We start from the raw sequence: 18,022 nt of genomic DNA, 5'->3' as shown, positions 1-18,022 counted from the left end.
CCAACCTCACTTGAAGAGCGCCCTATTCATCGTCTTCATTTGCGGCCTCGTTGGAAAATGCTTTACCTTGGGTAACTTCTAAACCCTCTCGATACAGCATTGGAACTTTCCATGTGTTCCGACCGCGTATTTCCTCAAGGAAGCCTATTTCCTTTAGATGTCTTATGGCCTTATTAAGCTCTCCATCTACTATACCAAGCATCGAACTCAGGGAAGCGAGGTTATGCTCAGCCTTAGAACCTCGGAATTTGTCTATACGACTAGCGGTTTCCACTCCAGCTTCTGCCATCAAAGTGTCCTGAACGCGCTGAGCACTAAGTCTCACTTGAGCTGCTTTAATTGCGTCAGAAGCTATCAGGATTTTTTCAGTCTCTAGAGTTCTTGGTGTTCTGGCGTCCGCGCGCATTTGTTCTTCACGAGCCATCTCAACCAAATCGATCAGATTCCTCGGGGGGCGGACATCATTGCCGTCACGTATCCTCGACATTACCCAATTTAGCGTCGTAGGCTTTCGTTCTGCTTGATCAACTTTGGGGGGAAAAATCTGATAAAAAATCTGCTCATCAGTAGAGTTTTCTCCAGATATTTTTTCAATAAATTTTTCTCCATCTTTGATTCTTCGAGTCAGGAGATTCAATAGATCGGCCTCATCCCAGATAATTTCTTTTTTTCTTGCATTGATGTGGGTAAGATTGACGAATCCATCTCCGATAATTCTACGAAATAGGTCGCGTCGCACGAACAATTTCAAACGTAATTGATCAAACTCCCAAAGATCAAGATATGTCCTTAGCAATGCACGTAGCGCTGGTATCTCTATATCGGGAAAGCCCTGAAAAGCTTCGTCAAGGCGATCCATTGCCACCCAGACTTTAACATCTAGTTCTTTGAGGCAATCGTTTAATAAATTCAAGGAATTTTCGTGAGGTATTTCTTTTACAGGAGCCTCTTCATTTTTCCCGAAATGTAATCTCGGTATTACTATGGGCACTCCGGTCTCAGAAATGCTCATTTCCATCTCCGCGGATGTAGGAGAGAAAACTTTTTGAATAGAGTTGATAATCTTGCTAAAAATGGTTGCGGGTTTATCATCAGCGGACCGCAACCCTGTATCGACCAAGAGTTTTTCTAGTTTGATAAACGCCGGCGTCCCGGCATCTTCCACGATACCGAGAGCCCAATTTCCGATCAGGGAAAGAAAGTACGCCTTCCACAAAGAAGAATATTGCCCCTCAGTTAATTGCTCTTGCTGCACAAGCTTCTGAAATATCGGATTACCTGACGGATTAAAACCCGCCAAAACCTCGATACCTTTTAGCTCAGGCAGACTAGCATATCGTTTCTGAAGAATGCGGTATACCGCTGTTTTACCCGTACCTTTATCGCCCGCTATAATATCTGCGCGATCACTAATCAGAGCATTGAACGCTTCGTTTTCTACAAAATACTTTTCTAGTGATTGGTCAAACTCAGCAACAGAGTTCCCTACATCTAGTAGGTTTAAGACTTCCCGTGTATCAGTAGTAGTGTTCATGCTGATCTCCTTACGCACATGTACAAATCAGTTTGCTCAGCGCTTTCTGCCTGAATTCTGGTCAGGACGCAACAAAAATAGCGCTATTTGGGGAGCGAGGGGCGTCCCGTGTCAGCTTCGGGCTGTACATCGGGCCAAAATGCAGTATTAGCCCAGCACGAGCGTCCTCTCTTGGCCATTAATCGCCCTCTGCCAAGGGCAACTTTGGGTCGAAAGCGGTTATCCTTGACCGGCAGATTACGCACCAAAGCGGACTCCTACCACCAGTAAGCGTTGATAGAGGCAGTATTGTTACCCACCCGACTACTCAGCCCGGGCTCCGAGCTTAACCGGTGCCTGAATGATCTGATCCAGCCACTTCCAGCCTTTGTACCGATCCCCTCGCCCACGCAAATGGGTATACCGCCGCAGCGAGTTCCAATCACGGTGACCGGATACGCTTGAGACCCTCGGTATGTCCCAGTCCATTTCAAACAACCGGCTCACCCCTTCGTGTCGCAAGTCATGGAAGTGCAGATCGTCGATGCCGGTCATCTTGCATGCCTTGGACCAGGCGGTGCCAATTGAGTCTGTGTTGTAAGGAAAGATCTCAGCACACTCTCGCGGCATGCTCTGTACGATGATCCAGGCCTCATCAGGCAGATAACACCAGACATCATTACCAATCTTCTGGCCCGGATTTTTCATATCACGCACTTTCACAGCCTGCTGATGCTCATCCAGATCCTCCCAACGGATGCGCGTAATCTCATCCATCCTGCGCGTGGAATAGATCGCAAACGCCACGACCTTGGGCATGTGAATCACGCTGGGTCGCCGCTCCAGCATCCCGAAGAAATGGTTCATCACCTTATCTAACTCTTCCAATACCGGCCGTCGATCCCGTTCCCGGCTCCGCATGTTATAGCCGAACTTCTTAAGCACAAGCCGTGCATCAGTCATCGCTTGCGGATTGATTTCATAGCCCCAGGCAGCCCTGGCCAACGACAATACCGACCCCAAGTGCGCCAAATCATTTCCAGCCGTCTGCGGCTTGATCCCTCCCCCTTCAGGACTCATTCGCCAAAGGGCGTAGTCCACCAGCACCTGCTGGCTGATGTCAGAGTCGACCTTCTCACCTAGGTAGCTGTTCTTGATGGCGTTCAGCGTGCGTCGCTTGGTCTCACCCAAAGGCCGAGCTTTCTCTGCCTCCACCAAGTAACGGTCGATCATCTGCTTGACCGTTTGCCCTACCCGGGTGGCACGCTCGATAGCACCGGGTTCAGCCAACTCGCTTTCCCGTCGCTTCGCCCATGCCACTGCAGCCTGTTTGCGGGCGAACGTTTGGCTCTCTTGGTAGACTGTCACCTTATCGCGATTAATGCGGATCTGGACGAGGTAGCTAGTGCTGCCATCGGCCTTTTTGCGCGTTCTGATCGTTGCCATCTGAGATTGGTACACGTCGTCTGTCGATTGGTACATTGTACCAAGCACTTGGTAAAAACGCCCCAAAACCCCTGAAAATTGGTACGAAACACGTTGAACGAAATGACCGCAAAATCGGGCTCAAAGCCACAAACCACGCGCTCTGAGCCGTCACGCCGCTTCAGCGTTGCACCGATGATGGACTGGACCGACCGCCACTGCCGGTTCTTCCTGCGCCTGCTGTCCAAGCACACCCTGCTCTACACCGAGATGGTCACCACCGGCGCGCTGCTGCACAACGATGCCGAGCGTTTCCTGCGCCACGACATCGCCGAGCACCCGCTGGCCCTGCAGCTCGGCGGCAGTGTACCGGCCGACCTGGCCGCCTGCGCCAAGCTGGCCGAGGCGGCGGGGTATGACGAGGTCAACCTCAACGTCGGCTGCCCGAGCGATCGGGTGCAGAACAACATGATCGGTGCCTGCCTGATGGCCCACCCGGGGTTGGTCGCGGACTGCGTGAAGGCCATGCTGGATGCGGTGGCGACGCCGGTGACGGTCAAGCATCGAATTGGCATCAACGGCCGCGACAGCTATGCCGAGCTGTGTGATTTCGTCGGCCAGGTGCGTGACGCGGGCTGCCGCAGCTTCACCGTGCATGCACGGATTGCGATCCTCGAGGGGCTGTCGCCGAAGGAAAACCGTGAAATTCCGCCACTGCGCTACGACATCGCCGCGCAGCTCAAAGCAGACTTCCCGGATTTGGAGATCGTGCTCAATGGCGGGATCAAGACGCTGGACGCGTGCCAGACGCACCTGCAAACCTTCGATGGCGTGATGCTCGGGCGTGAGGCGTATCACAATCCCTACCTGCTGGCTGAGGTCGACCAGCAGCTGTTCGGCAGCCTGGCGCCTGTAGTCTCGCGCAGCGAAGCGCTGGCGCAGTTGCGGCCTTACATCGTCACGCATATGGAGAACGGCGGCGCGATGCATCACATCACCCGGCACATCCTGGGGCTTGGCCAGGGCTTCCCAGGGGCGCGGCGGTTCCGTCAGTTGTTGTCGGCCGACATTCACAAAGCGGCAGATCCGCTGAAAGTGTTCGATCAAGCGGCGCTGTTGATGGAAGGTCGCTAGAACAAGCGGTACCCAGCGCCCGGCTTTGCGGGTGCCCGCCGGTAATGTCTGCTCGGCTCATGGAACCTCGGCACCCCAGCTGACTCGAATCCTCACCATTGGCAGAACCCCTCGCCTGACCGCCCTCTTGAGCGGCCGTCGGGCCTCGGGTAATGTCGAGTAAATGCACAGGACAGAGCACGCCATGACCTCCAAGCTGGAACAACTCAAGCAGTTCACCACCGTGGTCGCCGACACCGGGGACCTGGATGCCATCACCCGCCTCAAGCCGGTCGATGCCACCACCAACCCGTCGTTGCTGCTCAAAGCCGCCGACATTGCCGGTTACGCCGACCTGCTCAAGCAGGTCAAGAGCGAGGCGAAGGGCAATGTCGATCTGGCCTGCGATAAATTTTCCGTGGCGGTAGGGTCGGGCATCCTCAAGGTCATTCCCGGCCGCATCTCCACCGAGGTGGATGCGCGACTGTCCTTCGATGAACCCGCGCTGCTCGCCAAAGCTCGCCAGCTGATCGATCTGTACGAAGCCGGTGGCGTGTCGAAGGACCGCGTGCTGATCAAGCTGGCCTCGACCTGGGAAGGCATCCGCGCCGCTGAAAAGCTGGAGAAAGAAGGCATCCAGACCAACCTCACCCTGTTGTTCTCCTTCGCCCAGGCCCAGGCCTGTGCCGATGCTGGCGTATTCCTCATCTCGCCGTTCGTGGGCCGCATCTATGACTGGTACAAGAAAAGCACCGGTCAGGATTACGTCGGCGCCGACGATCCAGGCGTGCAGTCGGTAACGCGCATTTACAACTACTACAAAGCCAATGGCTACGACACCGTGGTCATGGGCGCCAGCTTCCGCAATGTTGGCCAGATTGAGCAGTTGGCCGGCTGCGACCGCCTGACCATCAGCCCGGATCTGCTCGACAAGCTGAGCAATGACCAGGGTGAACTGCCGCAGGTGCTCAAACCTGGTAATGCCGGCGAGCCCAAGCACGTTCTCAATGAAAGCCAGTTCCGCTGGGCAATGAACGAAGATGCCATGGCCACCGAGAAGCTCGCCGAAGGCATCCGCCAGTTCGCGCGCGACCAGGAGAAGCTGGAAAAAGTCATGGCCGAAAAAGGCTGATACATCTGTGGTTTGCCAGACGGGCGGAAAATGTTCAGCATTTTCCGCCCGTTTATTTTTGCCGGCTGCAAACGTTGTGAACTAACGCCAGATGACCTCCTCTCCATTGCCCCTTGTGCTCGCCGGCCCCGTGCTGCGCCGCCTCGAACCTCAGTGCCTGGCGCTGTGGATGGTCGGTAGCCAACCGTTGCCCGTGCAATTTGCGTTCGACGGCACCGCCCAAGTCGATTGCCAGGTCGTGCCGATTGGCAAGCATGCCTTCATCCACTTGCTGCAGATTGAGTTCAGCGAGCCCTTGCCGTGCAATGTTTTCCTCGAGTTCGATGTATTGATCGACGGCAAGGGCATCGCAGACTGGGCGCCACACCTGCTTTACCCCGGCAACCGACGGCCAAACCTGGTGCTGCGTGAGCGTTTCGATCACGTGCTGCACGGCTCGTGCCGCAAGCCGCATCACCCGGCGGCCGACGGGTTGCTCTGTGCCGACCGCTTGCTGCAGGCCTGCGCGCAGCCGCAGGAGCGCCCCGCCGTGTTGTTGATGACGGGCGACCAGGTCTATGTCGATGACGTGGCCGGGCCGATGCTACGGGCTATCCATACGCTGATCGAACGGCTGGGCCTGTTCGACGAGGCACTGGAGGGTGCGGTGGTCGCTGACAGCCAGGCGCTCTACCGGCACCCGGCCAGCTATTATCACCGCGCCGACCTGCTGCCAGCGCAAAAGCGCAATGAAACGCTGCGCGAACGTTTCTTTGGCGGCAAGCGCAAGCCGATCTTTTCGTCCAGTAATGCCGACAACCATTTGGTGACCTTGGCCGAAGTCATGGCCATGTACCTGTTGGTGTGGTCGCCGGTGCCCTGGCGCCTGGTGGACCTGAGCATGCCGGCAGGGTTGAGCGATCAACACCGGGCGCGCTATGGCGAGGAGCTGCCGCGCATCGAGGCGTTCGCTGCCAACCTGGGTGATGTCGCGAGGGTGATGGCGCATCTGCCCAGCCTGATGATTTTTGACGATCACGACATCACCGATGACTGGAACCTCTCGGCGCAGTGGGAAGAGACAGCCTACGGCCATCCTTTCTCGCGACGCATCATCGGCAACGCGTTGCTCGGCTACCTGTTGTGCCAGGCCTGGGGCAACGATCCACAGGGGTGCAGCGGGTTGATCGCGCAGTGCCAGCTGCCGACGACGCGGCAAGACGAAATGATCGAGCGCTTGCTGCAGTTCCAGGGCTGGCAATTCACCCTGCCAAGCGCCCCGCCGCTGCTGGTGCTCGACACCCGCACCCGCCGCTGGCGCAGTGAAAGCGACCTGGCCCGGCCGTCCGGGCTGCTGGACTGGGAGGCGCTGAGCGAATTGCAGCAAGCGCTGCTGGACCATCCCTCGGCAATCATCGTGTCGCCGGCGCCGATCTTTGGCGTGAAATTGATCGAGACGGTACAGCGGGTATTCAGCTGGCTGGGCTACCCGTTGCTGGTCGATGCCGAAAACTGGATGGCGCACCGGGGCGCCGCACAGGTGATCCTGAATATCTTCCGCCACTCGCGCACCCCAGGGCACTACGTGATCCTTTCAGGCGACGTGCATTACTCGTTCGTCTACGAAGTGCTGATCCGTCACCGCCAGCGCAGCCCGCACCTGTGGCAAGTGACCAGCAGCGGCATCAAGAATGAATTCCCGCGGCGCCTGCTGGATGTGCTGGACCGGCTCAACCGCTGGCTGTATGCGCCGCGCTCGCCGTTGAACTGGTTCACCAAACGCCGGCAGATGGAGGTCGTACCGCGCGTTCCAAGCCGTCGCAAGGCAGGAGAACGGCTGTGGAATGGGGCTGGGTTGGGCCAGGTGTTTTTCGATGAACAAGGCCGGCCGGTGCAGGTCTATCAGCTCAGTGCAGATGGCAGCGAAGCCGCAGCGTTCGAGCGCGATGCGTGACCTTGAGGTCAGCCGCTGATCAGGCAGCGTCCCGACCAACGCGACAACGCGGCTATCAGGTGCGCTCCAGCGCACTCACCAGGTCGTGAAAGGCTTCGCGGTTGGAATCATTGAGCCCCATGAGAATCTTGTGCGCTTCGAGCACCTTGGAGCGCACCACGTCTTCGTTCTGGTCCTGTGACGGCAGATCGCTCAGGCATTCCGGGCACGGCACCGGGTGCTCGACGATATTGAACACCTGATCGAAGCCCATGGACTGCAGCAAGCGCGAGATGTCAGGGTTGGTGGTCACCACGGTGGGCAACAGGCCGACCTTCTGCCGCGACAGGATCGACAGCTTGGCCAGCAGGCCCAAGGTGGTGCTGTCGATGCTCTCGGTTTCGGTCAGGTCGATGACGATCGTCGAGAAGTTCAGCGCAGTGAAAATCTTCTCGATCGTGGCATCCAATGCCGAACACAGCGTCAGGCGCACTTCACCGACAAACTTCAGTACAAAGGTACCGCTCTGCTCGGCGAACTGGATTCTACCGGTACTCATTGAAGGTTCCTGCTCAACACCAATAGGGCGATATCATCCGGCATCTCCCCAAGCGTAGCCAATCCAAATCGTTGCCGCAGCCCATCCAGGCTACCACCCGCTGTCTTGACGATGTCCGGCAAGCCAGCTTCTTTATCTTTGAGCGTGTCGCCCGGCAAAAGGTCCAGGATGCCGTCGGACATGAGGGTCAGGCTGAACTGCTCAGGCAGCTCGATCACCAGGTCCTGGTAGGTGGCCTCGTCGAACAATCCGACCGGCAAGCCACGGCCTTCCAGGTAACGGGCCTGGCCTGGGGTGTACAGCACCGGCAACGGCAGGTGCCCACCGACGGCATAGGTCAACAGGCCCGTCTCCTCGTCGATCACGCCACCGACCATGGTGACATGTTTACCCAGTTTGCAGTTGATCAGCCCGCGGTTGATGTGACTGAGCACCTGTGAGGGTTTGAACTCACGCTGCTTGCTGCGCTTGAATTCGAACAGCAAGCGCGTGGTCATGAACTTCAGCAGTACGGTGACGAACGCCGAGGATGCCCCATGCCCGGACACATCGGCCAGGTAGAAGGCGATCCGTCGCTCATCGACACGGAAGTAGTCGGCAAAATCGCCCGACAGGTACAGCGACGGAATGATCTGGTGCTCGAAGGCGAACTCACCCAGCGTCCAGGGGCTTTCCGGCAGCATGTTCATCTGCACCTGGCGCCCGGCGGTCTGGTCTTCCTGCAGCAGGTGCAGGCTGGCCTCGAGCTCGCGGTTGGCTGTTTCGAGCTTTTCCCGGTAGCGCTGGTTTTCCTGCACCAGGTGCGAACGATCGAGGGCCCGGCGTACCGAATGTTCGAGCACGGCCAGGTCTTCCAGCGGCTTGATCAGGTAATCTGCCGCGCCCAGGCGCAGGGCCTCGACTGCGTCGCTCATCACCCCGGCGCCAGACACCACGATCACCGGCAATTGCGGCTCGCGTTCACTGATCTGACGGATCAGTTCGAGCCCGCCCATCTGCGGCATACGCAGATCGCAGATGACAAGGTCGGGCTGCTGTTGTTCGAAGACCTGAAGGCCCTGCTGGCCATTACCGGCCTGGAGCACACTGAAGCCACTGTCTTCCAGATAGGCGGCGAGGCTCGCACGGACCACGTCGTCATCATCGATGATCAGCAGCGTTGCACTGATTTTCTGCATGTGGGCGAACGGCGCCGATTTGGGTTGGTGCAGGAACGTCTGCAAGGCTGACATCCAACTGCTGGAATACTCTGTGGTGAAGCTCAACTTGAGTTGTAGGCCAATAACCCAGCCCAGGCAACCCAAGGATCTACCGCGTAAGGCGCAGACGGTACTCCCATCCGCAAAGCGTTTCAAGCTTACGTCGGCTGAGTTCGCTGCAGTTTGCCGACCAAATCACCGAGAGTTATAAAAATACTGTTTGAAGTGCCCAATGGTTAGGACATGGCGCGGGTCGTTGGCTCTACCCCGGCGCTTCGCACGTCATCGCGCATTGGTTCGCCACTGCGTTTGCATAAGCCTGTAACAAAAACGGCGACCCAAAGGTCGCCGTCAATGCACCGCAAGCGCTTAGAAGTCGTCTTCGACTTCGCCGTCCTTGACCTTGAACTCGCGGTTCTGCAGGTAGGCATTGCGCAAGAAGATGTACTTGTCGCCTTGGATCAGCTTCTCCGCTGGCAGCAAGCTGGCGCGGGTGTCGACCACATCCAGGGCAAAGATCGAGTTACGGGTCGGCACATGGTCGATGTAGCGATAAGGCTTGGTGTAGGTGTCAGGGTAGCGTGCCAGGCCATCACGCACGGTGCTCGGCCCCAACAGCGGAATGACCACGTACGGGCCGCTTGGCACGCCCCAGTAACCCAGGGTCTGGCCGAAGTCTTCGTCGCTGCGCTGCAGGCCCATGCGGGTGCCCACGTCGAAGAAGCCGCCGATACCGAAGACGGTGTTGACGATCAGCCGCGCCGTGTCCACGCCAGCCGCATGCGGCTTGAGCTGCAGCACGTTGTTGGCCAGGTTGGTGACATCGCCGATGTTGCGGAAAACGTTATGAATGCCATCTTCGAGAAATTGCGGGGTAATGGCGTCATAGCCCTGGGCCAACGGCTTGAGGGCATAGGTGTCGATCGTATCGTTGAAGCGGAAGATCGGGCGGTTGACCGCTTCCCAGGGATCTTCCTCGGTGGCGGCCTGGGTGGCAGCCACAGGCGCCAGCAGCAAGCTGGCGCAGACACAGGCCTGGGTGAATCGCTCGATCACACCGGCACCGATCCTACGCATAGATGTTTCTCCATCGAAATTCTCGGCCGCAAGCGCATCAGGTGCGCCGCACTCAGCCGGCAGTATAGAGACTTGCACGCTGATAAACAGCTTTACATTTTGCTGCTCAAAACATTGTGAACAGACGTTGCCGTCATGCCTTGGTAACACACAGTCACTAGCCTGCAGCGTATTTCAGGAAAGTCCCCATGCTCGCTGCACCTGTCATCCGCTCTGTTCTGTTCGGCCTGCGCGATTGCCTGCTCCAGGTCATCGACCAGCAGCCGCGACCTGCGCCTGGCGCGCTGGCAACCCTCGCCAGCCTGCGTGACGCACAGATTCCCTGCATCTGGCTGGACCAACTGCCCGACGCCGAGGGTAAACATCTGGCCGAGGTCTTGCCTGCCTGGCTGCCAGGGTACGCGCACAAAGGCACGCCCTGGCCCGCACCCGACCCCTGCTGGCAGGCCTTGATGGCCATGCAGGCCGAACAGCTCGAAGGCTGCGTGCTGGTCAGCGGCGAGCCCAAGCTGCTGCAAGCAGGCCTCAATGCCGGCGTGTGGACGGTGGGTCTGGCGGCCTGCGAGCCGGTGGGCGAGTCCAATGCGCTGCAGTGGCAAGGCATGACCGTACAACAGCGCGACATCGCCCGCGGCAAAGCGACTTTGGCCCTGTTCAACCTCGGCGTGCATTCGGTGATCGACCACCTTGCCGAGCTCGATACCTGCCTTGCCGACATCGCGCTGCGCTGCAGCAAAGGTGAAAAACCCTGATACATGCCAGTGGGCAGCTCACCGGCAAAGCGCCAGTCAGTGGATTACCCTAGAACACAGGTGAGAACCTTTGCCGCTTCGCTGAGGTCCATGCCTTTGCCAAGCCATTGATGGAGTACAGCCAAATGCCTGCCCGCGAATTGCAAGAACGCCTGAACAGCCTGCGCGAGCAACTGGATCGCAACGTACCGCTTTCTGATCAAGAAGTGGCCGCACTGCATGAGGAGGCCCGGGAGATCGAAGCGCAGCTGAAGCTCGAGGAAGCCACGGCCGACAACAACATGGTCGACGGCGTCAACCTGGCAATCGAGCGCTTCGAGGCCGAGCACCCGGACCTCACCGCCACCCTGCGCAGCATCGCCAACTCGCTGCACAGCATGGGCATCTGAGCTGCCCACCCGCCTGGCGGCTGCGCCCGATTACTGGCGAACCAGGCGCAGGTTCGCCGGGCTGATCGCAGCGGTACTGCGATAGGGGTTGATGTCCAGCCCGCCGCGGCGCACATAGCGCGCGTATACCGTCAGGTGCTCGGGCTGCAGTAGCTGTTTCAAGTCCAGATAGATGCGCTCGACGCATTGCTCGTGGAAATCGGCATGCTGGCGGAAGCTGATCAGGTAGGTCAGCAAGCTGGCATGGTCCAGCGCCCGGCCCTTGTAGTGCACCACCACACTGCCCCAGTCAGGCTGGCCGGTCACCGGGCAGTTGGACTTGAGCAGGTTGCTGTGCACCGTTTCCTCCACCACGCGCTGCGCGTCACAGCTGAGCAACGCCGGTTGCGGATGAGCGTAGTTGTCGATGGCAACATCCAGACCGTCAATGCACTGACCCGGCAAGGCCACCACACCTTGTGCCTGCACGTCATCCAGGCTGCGCACCTGTACGCCAACCGGCTTGCCCGCAGCTGCCGACAGGTCCTTGACCAGGCACGCCTGCAATTCGGCCAGCGAGGCGAACACGGTCTGGTTAAGTGAGTTCAGGTACAGCTTGAACGACTTGGACTCGATGATGTTGGGCGAATCGGCCGGGATGGCGAACTCACCAATGGCAACCACCGGCTTACCCGACGGCAACAACCATGACAATTCAAAGCAGTTCCAGTAATCCACACCCTGCCAAGGCAATGTCTGCGCAGTGACGCCCAGCTCGGCCCACTTGGCGGTACGTGGAATGGGGAACAGCAATGAAGGGGTGTAGGTAGCGATGTATTCGCTGGACTTGCCCAGCGGGGAATGTTCGGCGGCGGGGTGCATGGAAACTGACCTGAAGGTTCGAAATTGCTCCTAGTCTACCGGTTTTGCATCCCGCCTTGCAGGCCCGCCTACTCGATGGTCAATGACCCGACCATACCCGCTTGATAATGGCCAGGAACGTTGCAGGCGAATTCGATCGGCGCCGACTTGCGGAACGTCCAGGTCAGCTCGGCACGCTGACCGGGCTGCACCAGCACCGTGTTGCCCCCGGCATGGCCGTGCTCGCCATGATGACTGTGGGCAAGGTCGGTGGCCGCGGTGGAGCGCTCGCCCTGCATGGCGAGCATCTGCTTCTGGTGCTCGGCGTGCATGGCCTTGTCACCCAGGTTGAATTCATGGGGCAGCTGGCCCTGATTGATAACCACGAAACGCACGGTTTCCCCTGCCTTGACCTGCAAGTGCCTGGGCTCGAAGGCGATATCCTTGAGCAGCACCTCGACCGTACGCGTGGCGGCACGGGCCGGAGCCGGCTCGCCGAAAGCGAAGCTGTCACCCTCCTGCGCAGCACCCGGCAAACTGATCAGGGCCAGTGCGGCAGCAATGAACAAGCGTTTCATGATTTCTCCAACGAACCCGAGTGATTGGCAGCACGTTAAACTGCTGCGACTGGCGCGGACCTGACGGCAAGATTACAACTTTGTAAGCCAAGGCCTGAAGCCAGGCCCGTCACGTATCATTGCCGTCAAATCCCTGTGGCCAGCTGGGCCACCGGCGCCCACCGGGCTAGACGTCACCTGCAAGGCTGTGAATCGAGCATGAAACTGCTGATCGTCGAAGACCAACTGCGCACCGGCCAGTACCTGAGTCAGGGCCTGAGTGAAGCGGGCTTTACCACCGAACTGGCGCACGACGGCGCCACCGGCCAGCACCTGGCGCTGAGCGGCGATCACGACCTGTTGATCCTCGACGTGATGCTGCCCGGTCGGGATGGCTGGCAGATTCTGCAAGCCGTGCGCCAGGCCGGATTAGGCACGCCGGTGCTGTTTCTCACCGCCCGCGATGCGGTCGAGGACCGCGTCCACGGCCTGGAGCTCGGTGCGGACGATTACCTGGTCAAACCTTTCGCCTTCTCTGAGTTGCTGGCCCGCGTGCGCAGCTTGTTGCGCCGCGGTGCCGGGCCAGGCCAGGACACCCTGCTGGCCCTTGCCGATCTACGCCTGGACCTGCTGCGCCGGCGTGCCGAACGGGGCGGTTCACGCATTGACCTCACGGCCAAGGAGTTCGCCCTGCTCGAGTTGCTGCTGCGCCGTCAGGGCGAGGTGCTGCCCAAGTCGCTGATCGCATCGCAAGTCTGGGACATGAACTTCGACAGCGACACCAATGTGATCGAAGTCGCCGTGCGCCGCCTGCGCCTGAAGATCGACGACCCCCACCCCAAGAAGTTGATCCACACTGTGCGCGGCATGGGCTACGTGCTCGAAGAGCGCCACGACTGATGCCCCGGTTGTCACTCACCACGCGCCTGGCGCTGCTGTTCGCCGCCTGCACCGCCGGCGTCTCGCTGAGCGCCGGCTTGCTGTTCAGTCATGCCAGCGCAGAGCATTTCATCGAACTGGACCGGCAACTGCTGACCTCGCGTGTGTCGGTGCTGCGCAGCCAGATCGACGGAGTAGGCAGTCGCCAGGCACTGACTGATCGATTGCCTGCCCTGCGCACCGAGCTCAGTCACCAGGCGGACCTCGCCCTGCGCATCGACGGACCCGATGGCGCGCTTTGGTTCAGCAGCCGTGATGCCTTGCCCACACCGCCCGCGACCCTTGGCTTGAGCACCGTGACCGCCAACGGCGTCGACTACCGCAGCCTCAGCGTCAAAGCGCACGAGCCAGGCGCTGCGCAGCTGACCGTGTTTCTCGATATCACCCATCACCAGCATTTTCTGCAAGGCATGCAGCGGCTGATCTGGCTGACGGTCGGGCTTGCCGCCTTGGCCACTGCCCTGCTCGGCGCCTGGGCGGCGCGCCGTGGCCTGCGCCCGTTGCGCCAGATGGGCAAGGTGACCGCCAGTGTGTCGGCCCGCTCCCTGACCACTCGGCTGCCGGTGGCGCAGATGCCGCAAGAACTCGCGGCGCTGGCCGGCAGCCTGAATGCCATGCTGCAACGGCTGGACGATGCGTTTCAGCGCCTTTCGGCTTTTTCTGCCGATATCGCCCATGAGCTGCGTACGCCGCTTTCCAACCTGCTGACCCATACCCAGGTCACGCTGACCCGCCCGCGTACCCTGGAGCACTACCGTGAGGCGCTGCATGGCAACCTTGAAGAGCTGCAGGCCATGGCGCAGATGATCAATGACATGCTGTTCCTGGCGAAGGCCGACCACGGCCTGCTGGTGCCCGGGCGAACCCAGTTGGCCATGCACGAAGAAGTCGATGCGCTGCTGGAATACTACGCGCCGGCAGCAGAAGACTGCGGGGTGATGTTGCGACGCGAGGGCACCGCCGCTGTGCACGGCGACCGGCAGATGCTGCGCCGAGCCCTGTCCAATCTGCTCGACAACGCGCTGCGCTTTACACCCCCAGGTGGGTCAATTGTCGTGACGCTGTCGCCTGGCATGCAGCTGTGTGTGGCCAACACCGGCACGGCGATCGACCCCGCCGCATTGGCGCGCCTGTTCGACCGGTTTTACCGCGCAGACCCTGCGCGCCGCGAGGGCAGTCAGGAACATGCAGGGCTGGGCCTGGCGATTACCCAGTCGATCGTGCAGGCGCATGGCGGCAGCATCCGGGCAAGCTGCGAAGACGGCTGGACGCGCTTCGAGATCGACCTTCCCAGCCTCTGATGAAATGGGCTGCGGGGCAGCCCAGCTCGCCGCCGTTTCAGACCGCCAGCCCAATGGCAGGCTGCACTTGGGACGCCCGGTACGCCGGGTATAGGGTCGCCAGGAAGCTCATCAGCAAGCCTGCGGCGCAAATCATCAGCACATCACCACCCTGCAGCTCCGATGGCAGGCTGCTGATGAAGTACACATCGGAAGTGAAGATGTGCTGGCCGCTGATCCGCTCCAGCCAGCCGACGATCTGGCTGACGTTGAGCGCGGCGATAACGCCCAATACGCCGCCGATCAGCGTGCCGACCACGCCGATCAAGCTGCCCTGGACCATGAACGTGCCCATGATCTGCGCAGGCGTCGCCCCTAGCGTACGCAAGATGGCGATGTCCGGCCCCTTGTCGTTCACCACCATCACCAGGGTGGCGATGATGTTGAACGCCGCCACCGCGATGATCATCAGCAACAACAGGCCGATCATGGTCTTTTCCATCTTCATCGCGCTGAACAGGCTGCCTTGGGTGTGCGACCAGTCATCAGCGCGGTAGCCATCGCCCAGGTGCGCGGCGATGGCCTTGGACACCTGCGGCGCAGCGTACAGGTCATGCAACTTCAGGCGCACACCTTGCACCTGGCCCGGGGCCCAGCGCTGCATCTCGCCAGCATCGGCCAGGTGCATGTAGGCTTGCGAGCCGTCGAGCTCGGCGCCTACCTTGAAGATGCCGACCACGGTCAGGCGCTGCATGCGCGGGGTGATGCCGCCTGGCTCCTTGCTGATTTCCGGCACGATGAGGGTCAGTTTGTCGCCGCTGTTCAGGCGAAAACGCCGGGCAGTCAGTTCCCCGATCACCACCCCGTACTCGCCCGGCTGCAAGTCCTGCAGGCGACCTTGCACGATGTGCTGGCCGACGATCGAGACCTTGTCTTCTTCGGCCGGGTCGATGCCACTGACCTGAATGGGCTGCATGGCGCCTTTGTACGACAGCATGCCTTCCATTTCCGTGATCGGCGCCGCCGCCATTACCGCTGGGTTTTGCAGGGCTGCATCGGCCACCTTGTGCCAGTCGTCCAGCGGCTGCACGCCAAGGATGGCGGCATGCGGTACCAGGCCCAGGATGCGCGAGCTCATCTCGCGCTGGAAGCCGTTCATCACCGACAGCACCACGATCATCGCCAGCACGCCCAGCGACAGGCCGATCATCGACGTCATCGAGATGAATGAGATGAAGTGATTGCGGCGCTTGGCCCGGGTGTAGCGCGCGCCGATGAAGATGGGCAAGGGTCTGAACATGTAGGAAACACCCAATGAAAACGGGGAAACGGGGCGGCGCAGCCACCCCGTGCAAGCGCTTAGATAGCCACCAGGTGGCCGTCGTCGAGCTTCAGCACTCGGTCCATCTGACGCGCCAGGTTAAGGTCATGGGTCACCACCAGGAACGCCGTGCGCGAGGAACTGGACAACTCTTGCATCAGTTCCTGAATACCCTGGGCGGTGTGATGGTCCAGGTTGCCGGTCGGCTCGTCGAGCATCACCAGCCCAGGACGGTTGACCAGGGCACGGGCAATCGCCACGCGCTGACGCTCGCCACCGGACAGCTCGGCAGGTTTGTGATGCAGGCGATGGCCGAGCCCAACCCGCTTGAGCAAGGCGTCGGCGCGCTCGCGCGCTTCGGGAATGGCGGTGCGGCCGATCAGCAGCGGCATGCACACGTTCTCCATGGCAGTGAACTCAGGCAGCAGGTGATGGAACTGATAGACGAAGCCCAGCTCGCGGTTGCGCAGCAGGCCACGGGCCCGCTCGCCAAGGGCCGACAGCTCTTCGCCGGCCAGCCACACACTGCCCTGGCTCGGCCGGTCGAGGCCGCCCAACAGGTTCAGCAAGGTACTCTTGCCCGAGCCGGAACTGCCAACGATGGCCACGCGCTCACCTGGATGCAGCTCCAGGTTGAGGCCGGACAGCACTTGTACCGACTCCGGGCCCTCGTCATAGGACTTGCCGAGGTTACGGCAACTCAGAACGGCTTTATCACTCATGCGCGACTCACTCATAACGTAGCGCCTCTGCTGGCTGGGTGCGTGCCGCACGCCAGGCCGGATACAGGGTGGCGAAGAAACTCAGGACCAACGCCGCACCGCAGACCATGTACACATCCTGGGCCTGGATCTGCGAAGGCAGGTAATCGATGAAGTACACGTCGGCATTGAGGAACTTGTGGCCGATCAGTTTCTCGATGCCGGCGATCACCGCGCTCACGTTCAACGCGGCGATGATCCCGACCACAGCGCCGATCAAGGTGCCGATCACCCCGATCACCGTGCCCTGGACCATGAAGATCAGCATGATCTGCCCAGGCGTGGCGCCGAGGGTGCGCAGGATGGCGATGTCGCCACGCTTGTCGTTGACCACCATCACCAAGGTGGAAATGATGTTGAAGGCTGCCACCGCGACGATCAGCAGCAACAGCAGGCCGATCATGGCCTTCTCCATGCGGATCGCCTGGTACAGGTTGCCGTGGCTACGCGTCCAGTCGCGGCTGAAGTACTGATCTTCACCCAGCTGCTGGGCGATGTTCCAGGCCACCCGCGGTGCCTGGAACAGGTCCTCGAACTTCAGGCGCAGGCCCTGTACCTGGTCGGGTTTCCAGCGGTGCAGGCGCGACAGGTCGGTGAGGTTGGTCAGGCCCAGGTAGCCGTCGATCTCGCCGGCACCGACGTGGAAGGTGCCGACCACGGTGAAGCGCTTCATGCGCGGAAACATGCCGGCCGGGGTCACGCTGACCTCGGGGGCGACGAAGGTGAGCTTGTCGCCGACGGCGACCCCCAGCTTGGCGGCGGCCTTGTCGCCGATCATGATGCCCCACTCGCCCGGCGCCAGCTGATCGAGGCTGCCCTGCTGAATGAAGTTGTCGATGATCGACACCTGGCGCTCGCGCGCTGGATCGATGCCATTGAGCAACACCTTCTGCACCTTGCCATCATGGGTCAGCAAGCCTTGCATCTGGGTGTAGGGCGCGACCGCCAGCACCTGTGGATTCTGCTTTACTTGTTCAGCGAGGGCGGGCCAATCGTTGATCGGCTGGCCGCTTTCCAGCGTGGCATGCGGGATCATGCCCAACACGCGGGTCCGCATCTCGTGGTCGAAACCGTTCATCACCGAGAGCACCACGATCATCACCACCACGCCCAGGGCGAGGCCGATCATCGAGGTCAGGGAAATGAACGAGACAAAGTGATTGCGGCGCTTGGCACGGGTGTAACGCGTACCGATGAATGCGAAGAGAGGTCTGAACATGTCGGGGCTTGTTCGGAGGAAAGGGAACGTCCTG

At 60.2% G+C, this 18,022-nt stretch carries 17 protein-coding genes; 7 read left to right on the top strand and 10 right to left on the bottom strand.

What is annotated here, in order from left to right:
* Positions 1 to 22 precede the first annotated feature (22 nt).
* Positions 23 to 1,534, bottom strand: coding sequence for a P-loop ATPase, Sll1717 family (locus tag FS665_RS00595; protein ID WP_145181772.1), 1,512 nt, complete (start codon positions 1,532 to 1,534; stop codon positions 23 to 25).
* A gap of 303 nt (positions 1,535 to 1,837) precedes the next feature.
* On the bottom strand, positions 1,838 to 2,959 hold the full coding sequence (locus FS665_RS00590) for a site-specific integrase (protein WP_145183318.1): 1,122 nt from the start codon (positions 2,957 to 2,959) through the stop codon (positions 1,838 to 1,840).
* A 102-nt stretch (positions 2,960 to 3,061) separates the two neighbouring features.
* Between FS665_RS00590 and dusA the strand changes: the two genes are divergently transcribed.
* The 3 genes from dusA (at position 3,062) to FS665_RS00575 (ending at position 7,116) form a co-directional block, all read left to right on the top strand.
* The gene (gene dusA, locus FS665_RS00585) at positions 3,062 to 4,072 is read left to right on the top strand and encodes a tRNA dihydrouridine(20/20a) synthase DusA (RefSeq protein ID WP_145181769.1); all 1,011 of its coding nucleotides are present in this window, start codon (positions 3,062 to 3,064) and stop codon (positions 4,070 to 4,072) included.
* A 184-nt stretch (positions 4,073 to 4,256) separates the two neighbouring features.
* Positions 4,257 to 5,183: a transaldolase gene (gene tal / locus FS665_RS00580; RefSeq protein ID WP_145181765.1), complete on the top strand. Its 927-nt coding sequence runs from the start codon at positions 4,257 to 4,259 to the stop codon at positions 5,181 to 5,183.
* 91 nt (positions 5,184 to 5,274) lie between these two features.
* Entirely contained in the window at positions 5,275 to 7,116 is a 1,842-nt protein-coding gene (locus FS665_RS00575) for an alkaline phosphatase D family protein (protein WP_145181762.1), read from the top strand.
* 55 nt (positions 7,117 to 7,171) lie between these two features.
* Here FS665_RS00575 and rssC read toward each other — a convergent pair whose 3' ends face one another.
* The 3 genes from rssC to FS665_RS00560 all read right to left on the bottom strand — a co-directional run bounded on the left by rssC (position 7,172) and on the right by FS665_RS00560 (position 9,930).
* Positions 7,172 to 7,654, bottom strand: coding sequence for an anti-sigma factor antagonist RssC (gene rssC / locus FS665_RS00570; protein ID WP_145181759.1), 483 nt, complete (start codon positions 7,652 to 7,654; stop codon positions 7,172 to 7,174).
* Positions 7,651 to 8,832, bottom strand: coding sequence for a two-component system response regulator RssB (gene rssB / locus FS665_RS00565; RefSeq protein ID WP_145183314.1), 1,182 nt, complete (start codon positions 8,830 to 8,832; stop codon positions 7,651 to 7,653). Before rssB ends, rssC begins: the two co-directional genes overlap by 4 nt.
* 390 nt (positions 8,833 to 9,222) lie before the next feature.
* On the bottom strand, positions 9,223 to 9,930 hold the full coding sequence (locus FS665_RS00560; RefSeq protein WP_145181757.1) for a VacJ family lipoprotein: 708 nt from the start codon (positions 9,928 to 9,930) through the stop codon (positions 9,223 to 9,225).
* A 188-nt stretch (positions 9,931 to 10,118) separates the two neighbouring features.
* Here FS665_RS00560 and FS665_RS00555 point away from each other — a divergent pair, with 188 nt between their 5' ends.
* Together FS665_RS00555 and FS665_RS00550 are read left to right on the top strand one after the other, a co-directional pair.
* Positions 10,119 to 10,682, top strand: coding sequence for a phosphonoacetaldehyde phosphonohydrolase-related protein (locus FS665_RS00555; RefSeq protein ID WP_145181754.1), 564 nt, complete (start codon positions 10,119 to 10,121; stop codon positions 10,680 to 10,682).
* 125 nt (positions 10,683 to 10,807) lie between these two features.
* A complete protein-coding gene (locus FS665_RS00550) occupies positions 10,808 to 11,071 on the top strand; it encodes a DUF4404 family protein (protein ID WP_145181751.1) in 264 nt (87 codons plus the stop codon).
* 30 nt (positions 11,072 to 11,101) lie between these two features.
* Here FS665_RS00550 and queF read toward each other — a convergent pair whose 3' ends face one another.
* Positions 11,102 to 11,932 (bottom strand): NADPH-dependent 7-cyano-7-deazaguanine reductase QueF, encoded by an 831-nt coding sequence (queF, locus tag FS665_RS00545; protein ID WP_145181748.1) that lies wholly within the window; start codon positions 11,930 to 11,932, stop codon positions 11,102 to 11,104.
* 68 nt (positions 11,933 to 12,000) lie between these two features.
* The gene (locus FS665_RS00540) at positions 12,001 to 12,489 is read right to left on the bottom strand and encodes a plastocyanin/azurin family copper-binding protein (RefSeq protein ID WP_145181745.1); all 489 of its coding nucleotides are present in this window, start codon (positions 12,487 to 12,489) and stop codon (positions 12,001 to 12,003) included.
* A 198-nt stretch (positions 12,490 to 12,687) separates the two neighbouring features.
* On the opposite strand from FS665_RS00540, the gene FS665_RS00535 reads away from it, so the two are divergent.
* Both FS665_RS00535 and FS665_RS00530 read left to right on the top strand, forming a co-directional pair.
* Positions 12,688 to 13,368 carry a heavy metal response regulator transcription factor gene (locus FS665_RS00535; protein WP_145181742.1) on the top strand — a complete coding sequence of 227 codons (681 nt, stop codon included), beginning with the start codon at positions 12,688 to 12,690 and terminating at the stop codon, positions 13,366 to 13,368.
* Positions 13,365 to 14,708 (top strand): heavy metal sensor histidine kinase, encoded by a 1,344-nt coding sequence (locus tag FS665_RS00530; protein ID WP_145181739.1) that lies wholly within the window; start codon positions 13,365 to 13,367, stop codon positions 14,706 to 14,708. Before FS665_RS00535 ends, FS665_RS00530 begins: the two co-directional genes overlap by 4 nt.
* 37 nt (positions 14,709 to 14,745) lie before the next feature.
* On the opposite strand, the gene FS665_RS00525 is transcribed toward FS665_RS00530, so the two are convergent.
* Genes FS665_RS00525 through FS665_RS00515 form a run of 3 tightly spaced genes read right to left on the bottom strand, consistent with a single transcriptional unit; the run spans position 14,746 to position 17,988 of the window.
* Positions 14,746 to 15,987: a lipoprotein-releasing ABC transporter permease subunit gene (locus tag FS665_RS00525; protein WP_145181736.1), complete on the bottom strand. Its 1,242-nt coding sequence runs from the start codon at positions 15,985 to 15,987 to the stop codon at positions 14,746 to 14,748.
* Positions 15,988 to 16,046: 59 nt separating this feature from the next.
* On the bottom strand, positions 16,047 to 16,730 hold the full coding sequence (gene lolD, locus FS665_RS00520) for a lipoprotein-releasing ABC transporter ATP-binding protein LolD (protein ID WP_178108267.1): 684 nt from the start codon (positions 16,728 to 16,730) through the stop codon (positions 16,047 to 16,049).
* Between the two features lie 7 nt (positions 16,731 to 16,737).
* Positions 16,738 to 17,988 (bottom strand): lipoprotein-releasing ABC transporter permease subunit, encoded by a 1,251-nt coding sequence (locus tag FS665_RS00515; RefSeq protein ID WP_145181730.1) that lies wholly within the window; start codon positions 17,986 to 17,988, stop codon positions 16,738 to 16,740.
* Positions 17,989 to 18,022: the final 34 nt, after the last annotated feature.

The organism is Pseudomonas sp. URMO17WK12:I11, assembly GCF_007677725.1.
Taxonomy (GTDB): domain Bacteria; phylum Pseudomonadota; class Gammaproteobacteria; order Pseudomonadales; family Pseudomonadaceae; genus Aquipseudomonas.
The sequence above is the reverse complement of the archived record's forward strand: the minus strand, read 5'-3'. Positions and strand labels throughout refer to the sequence as shown.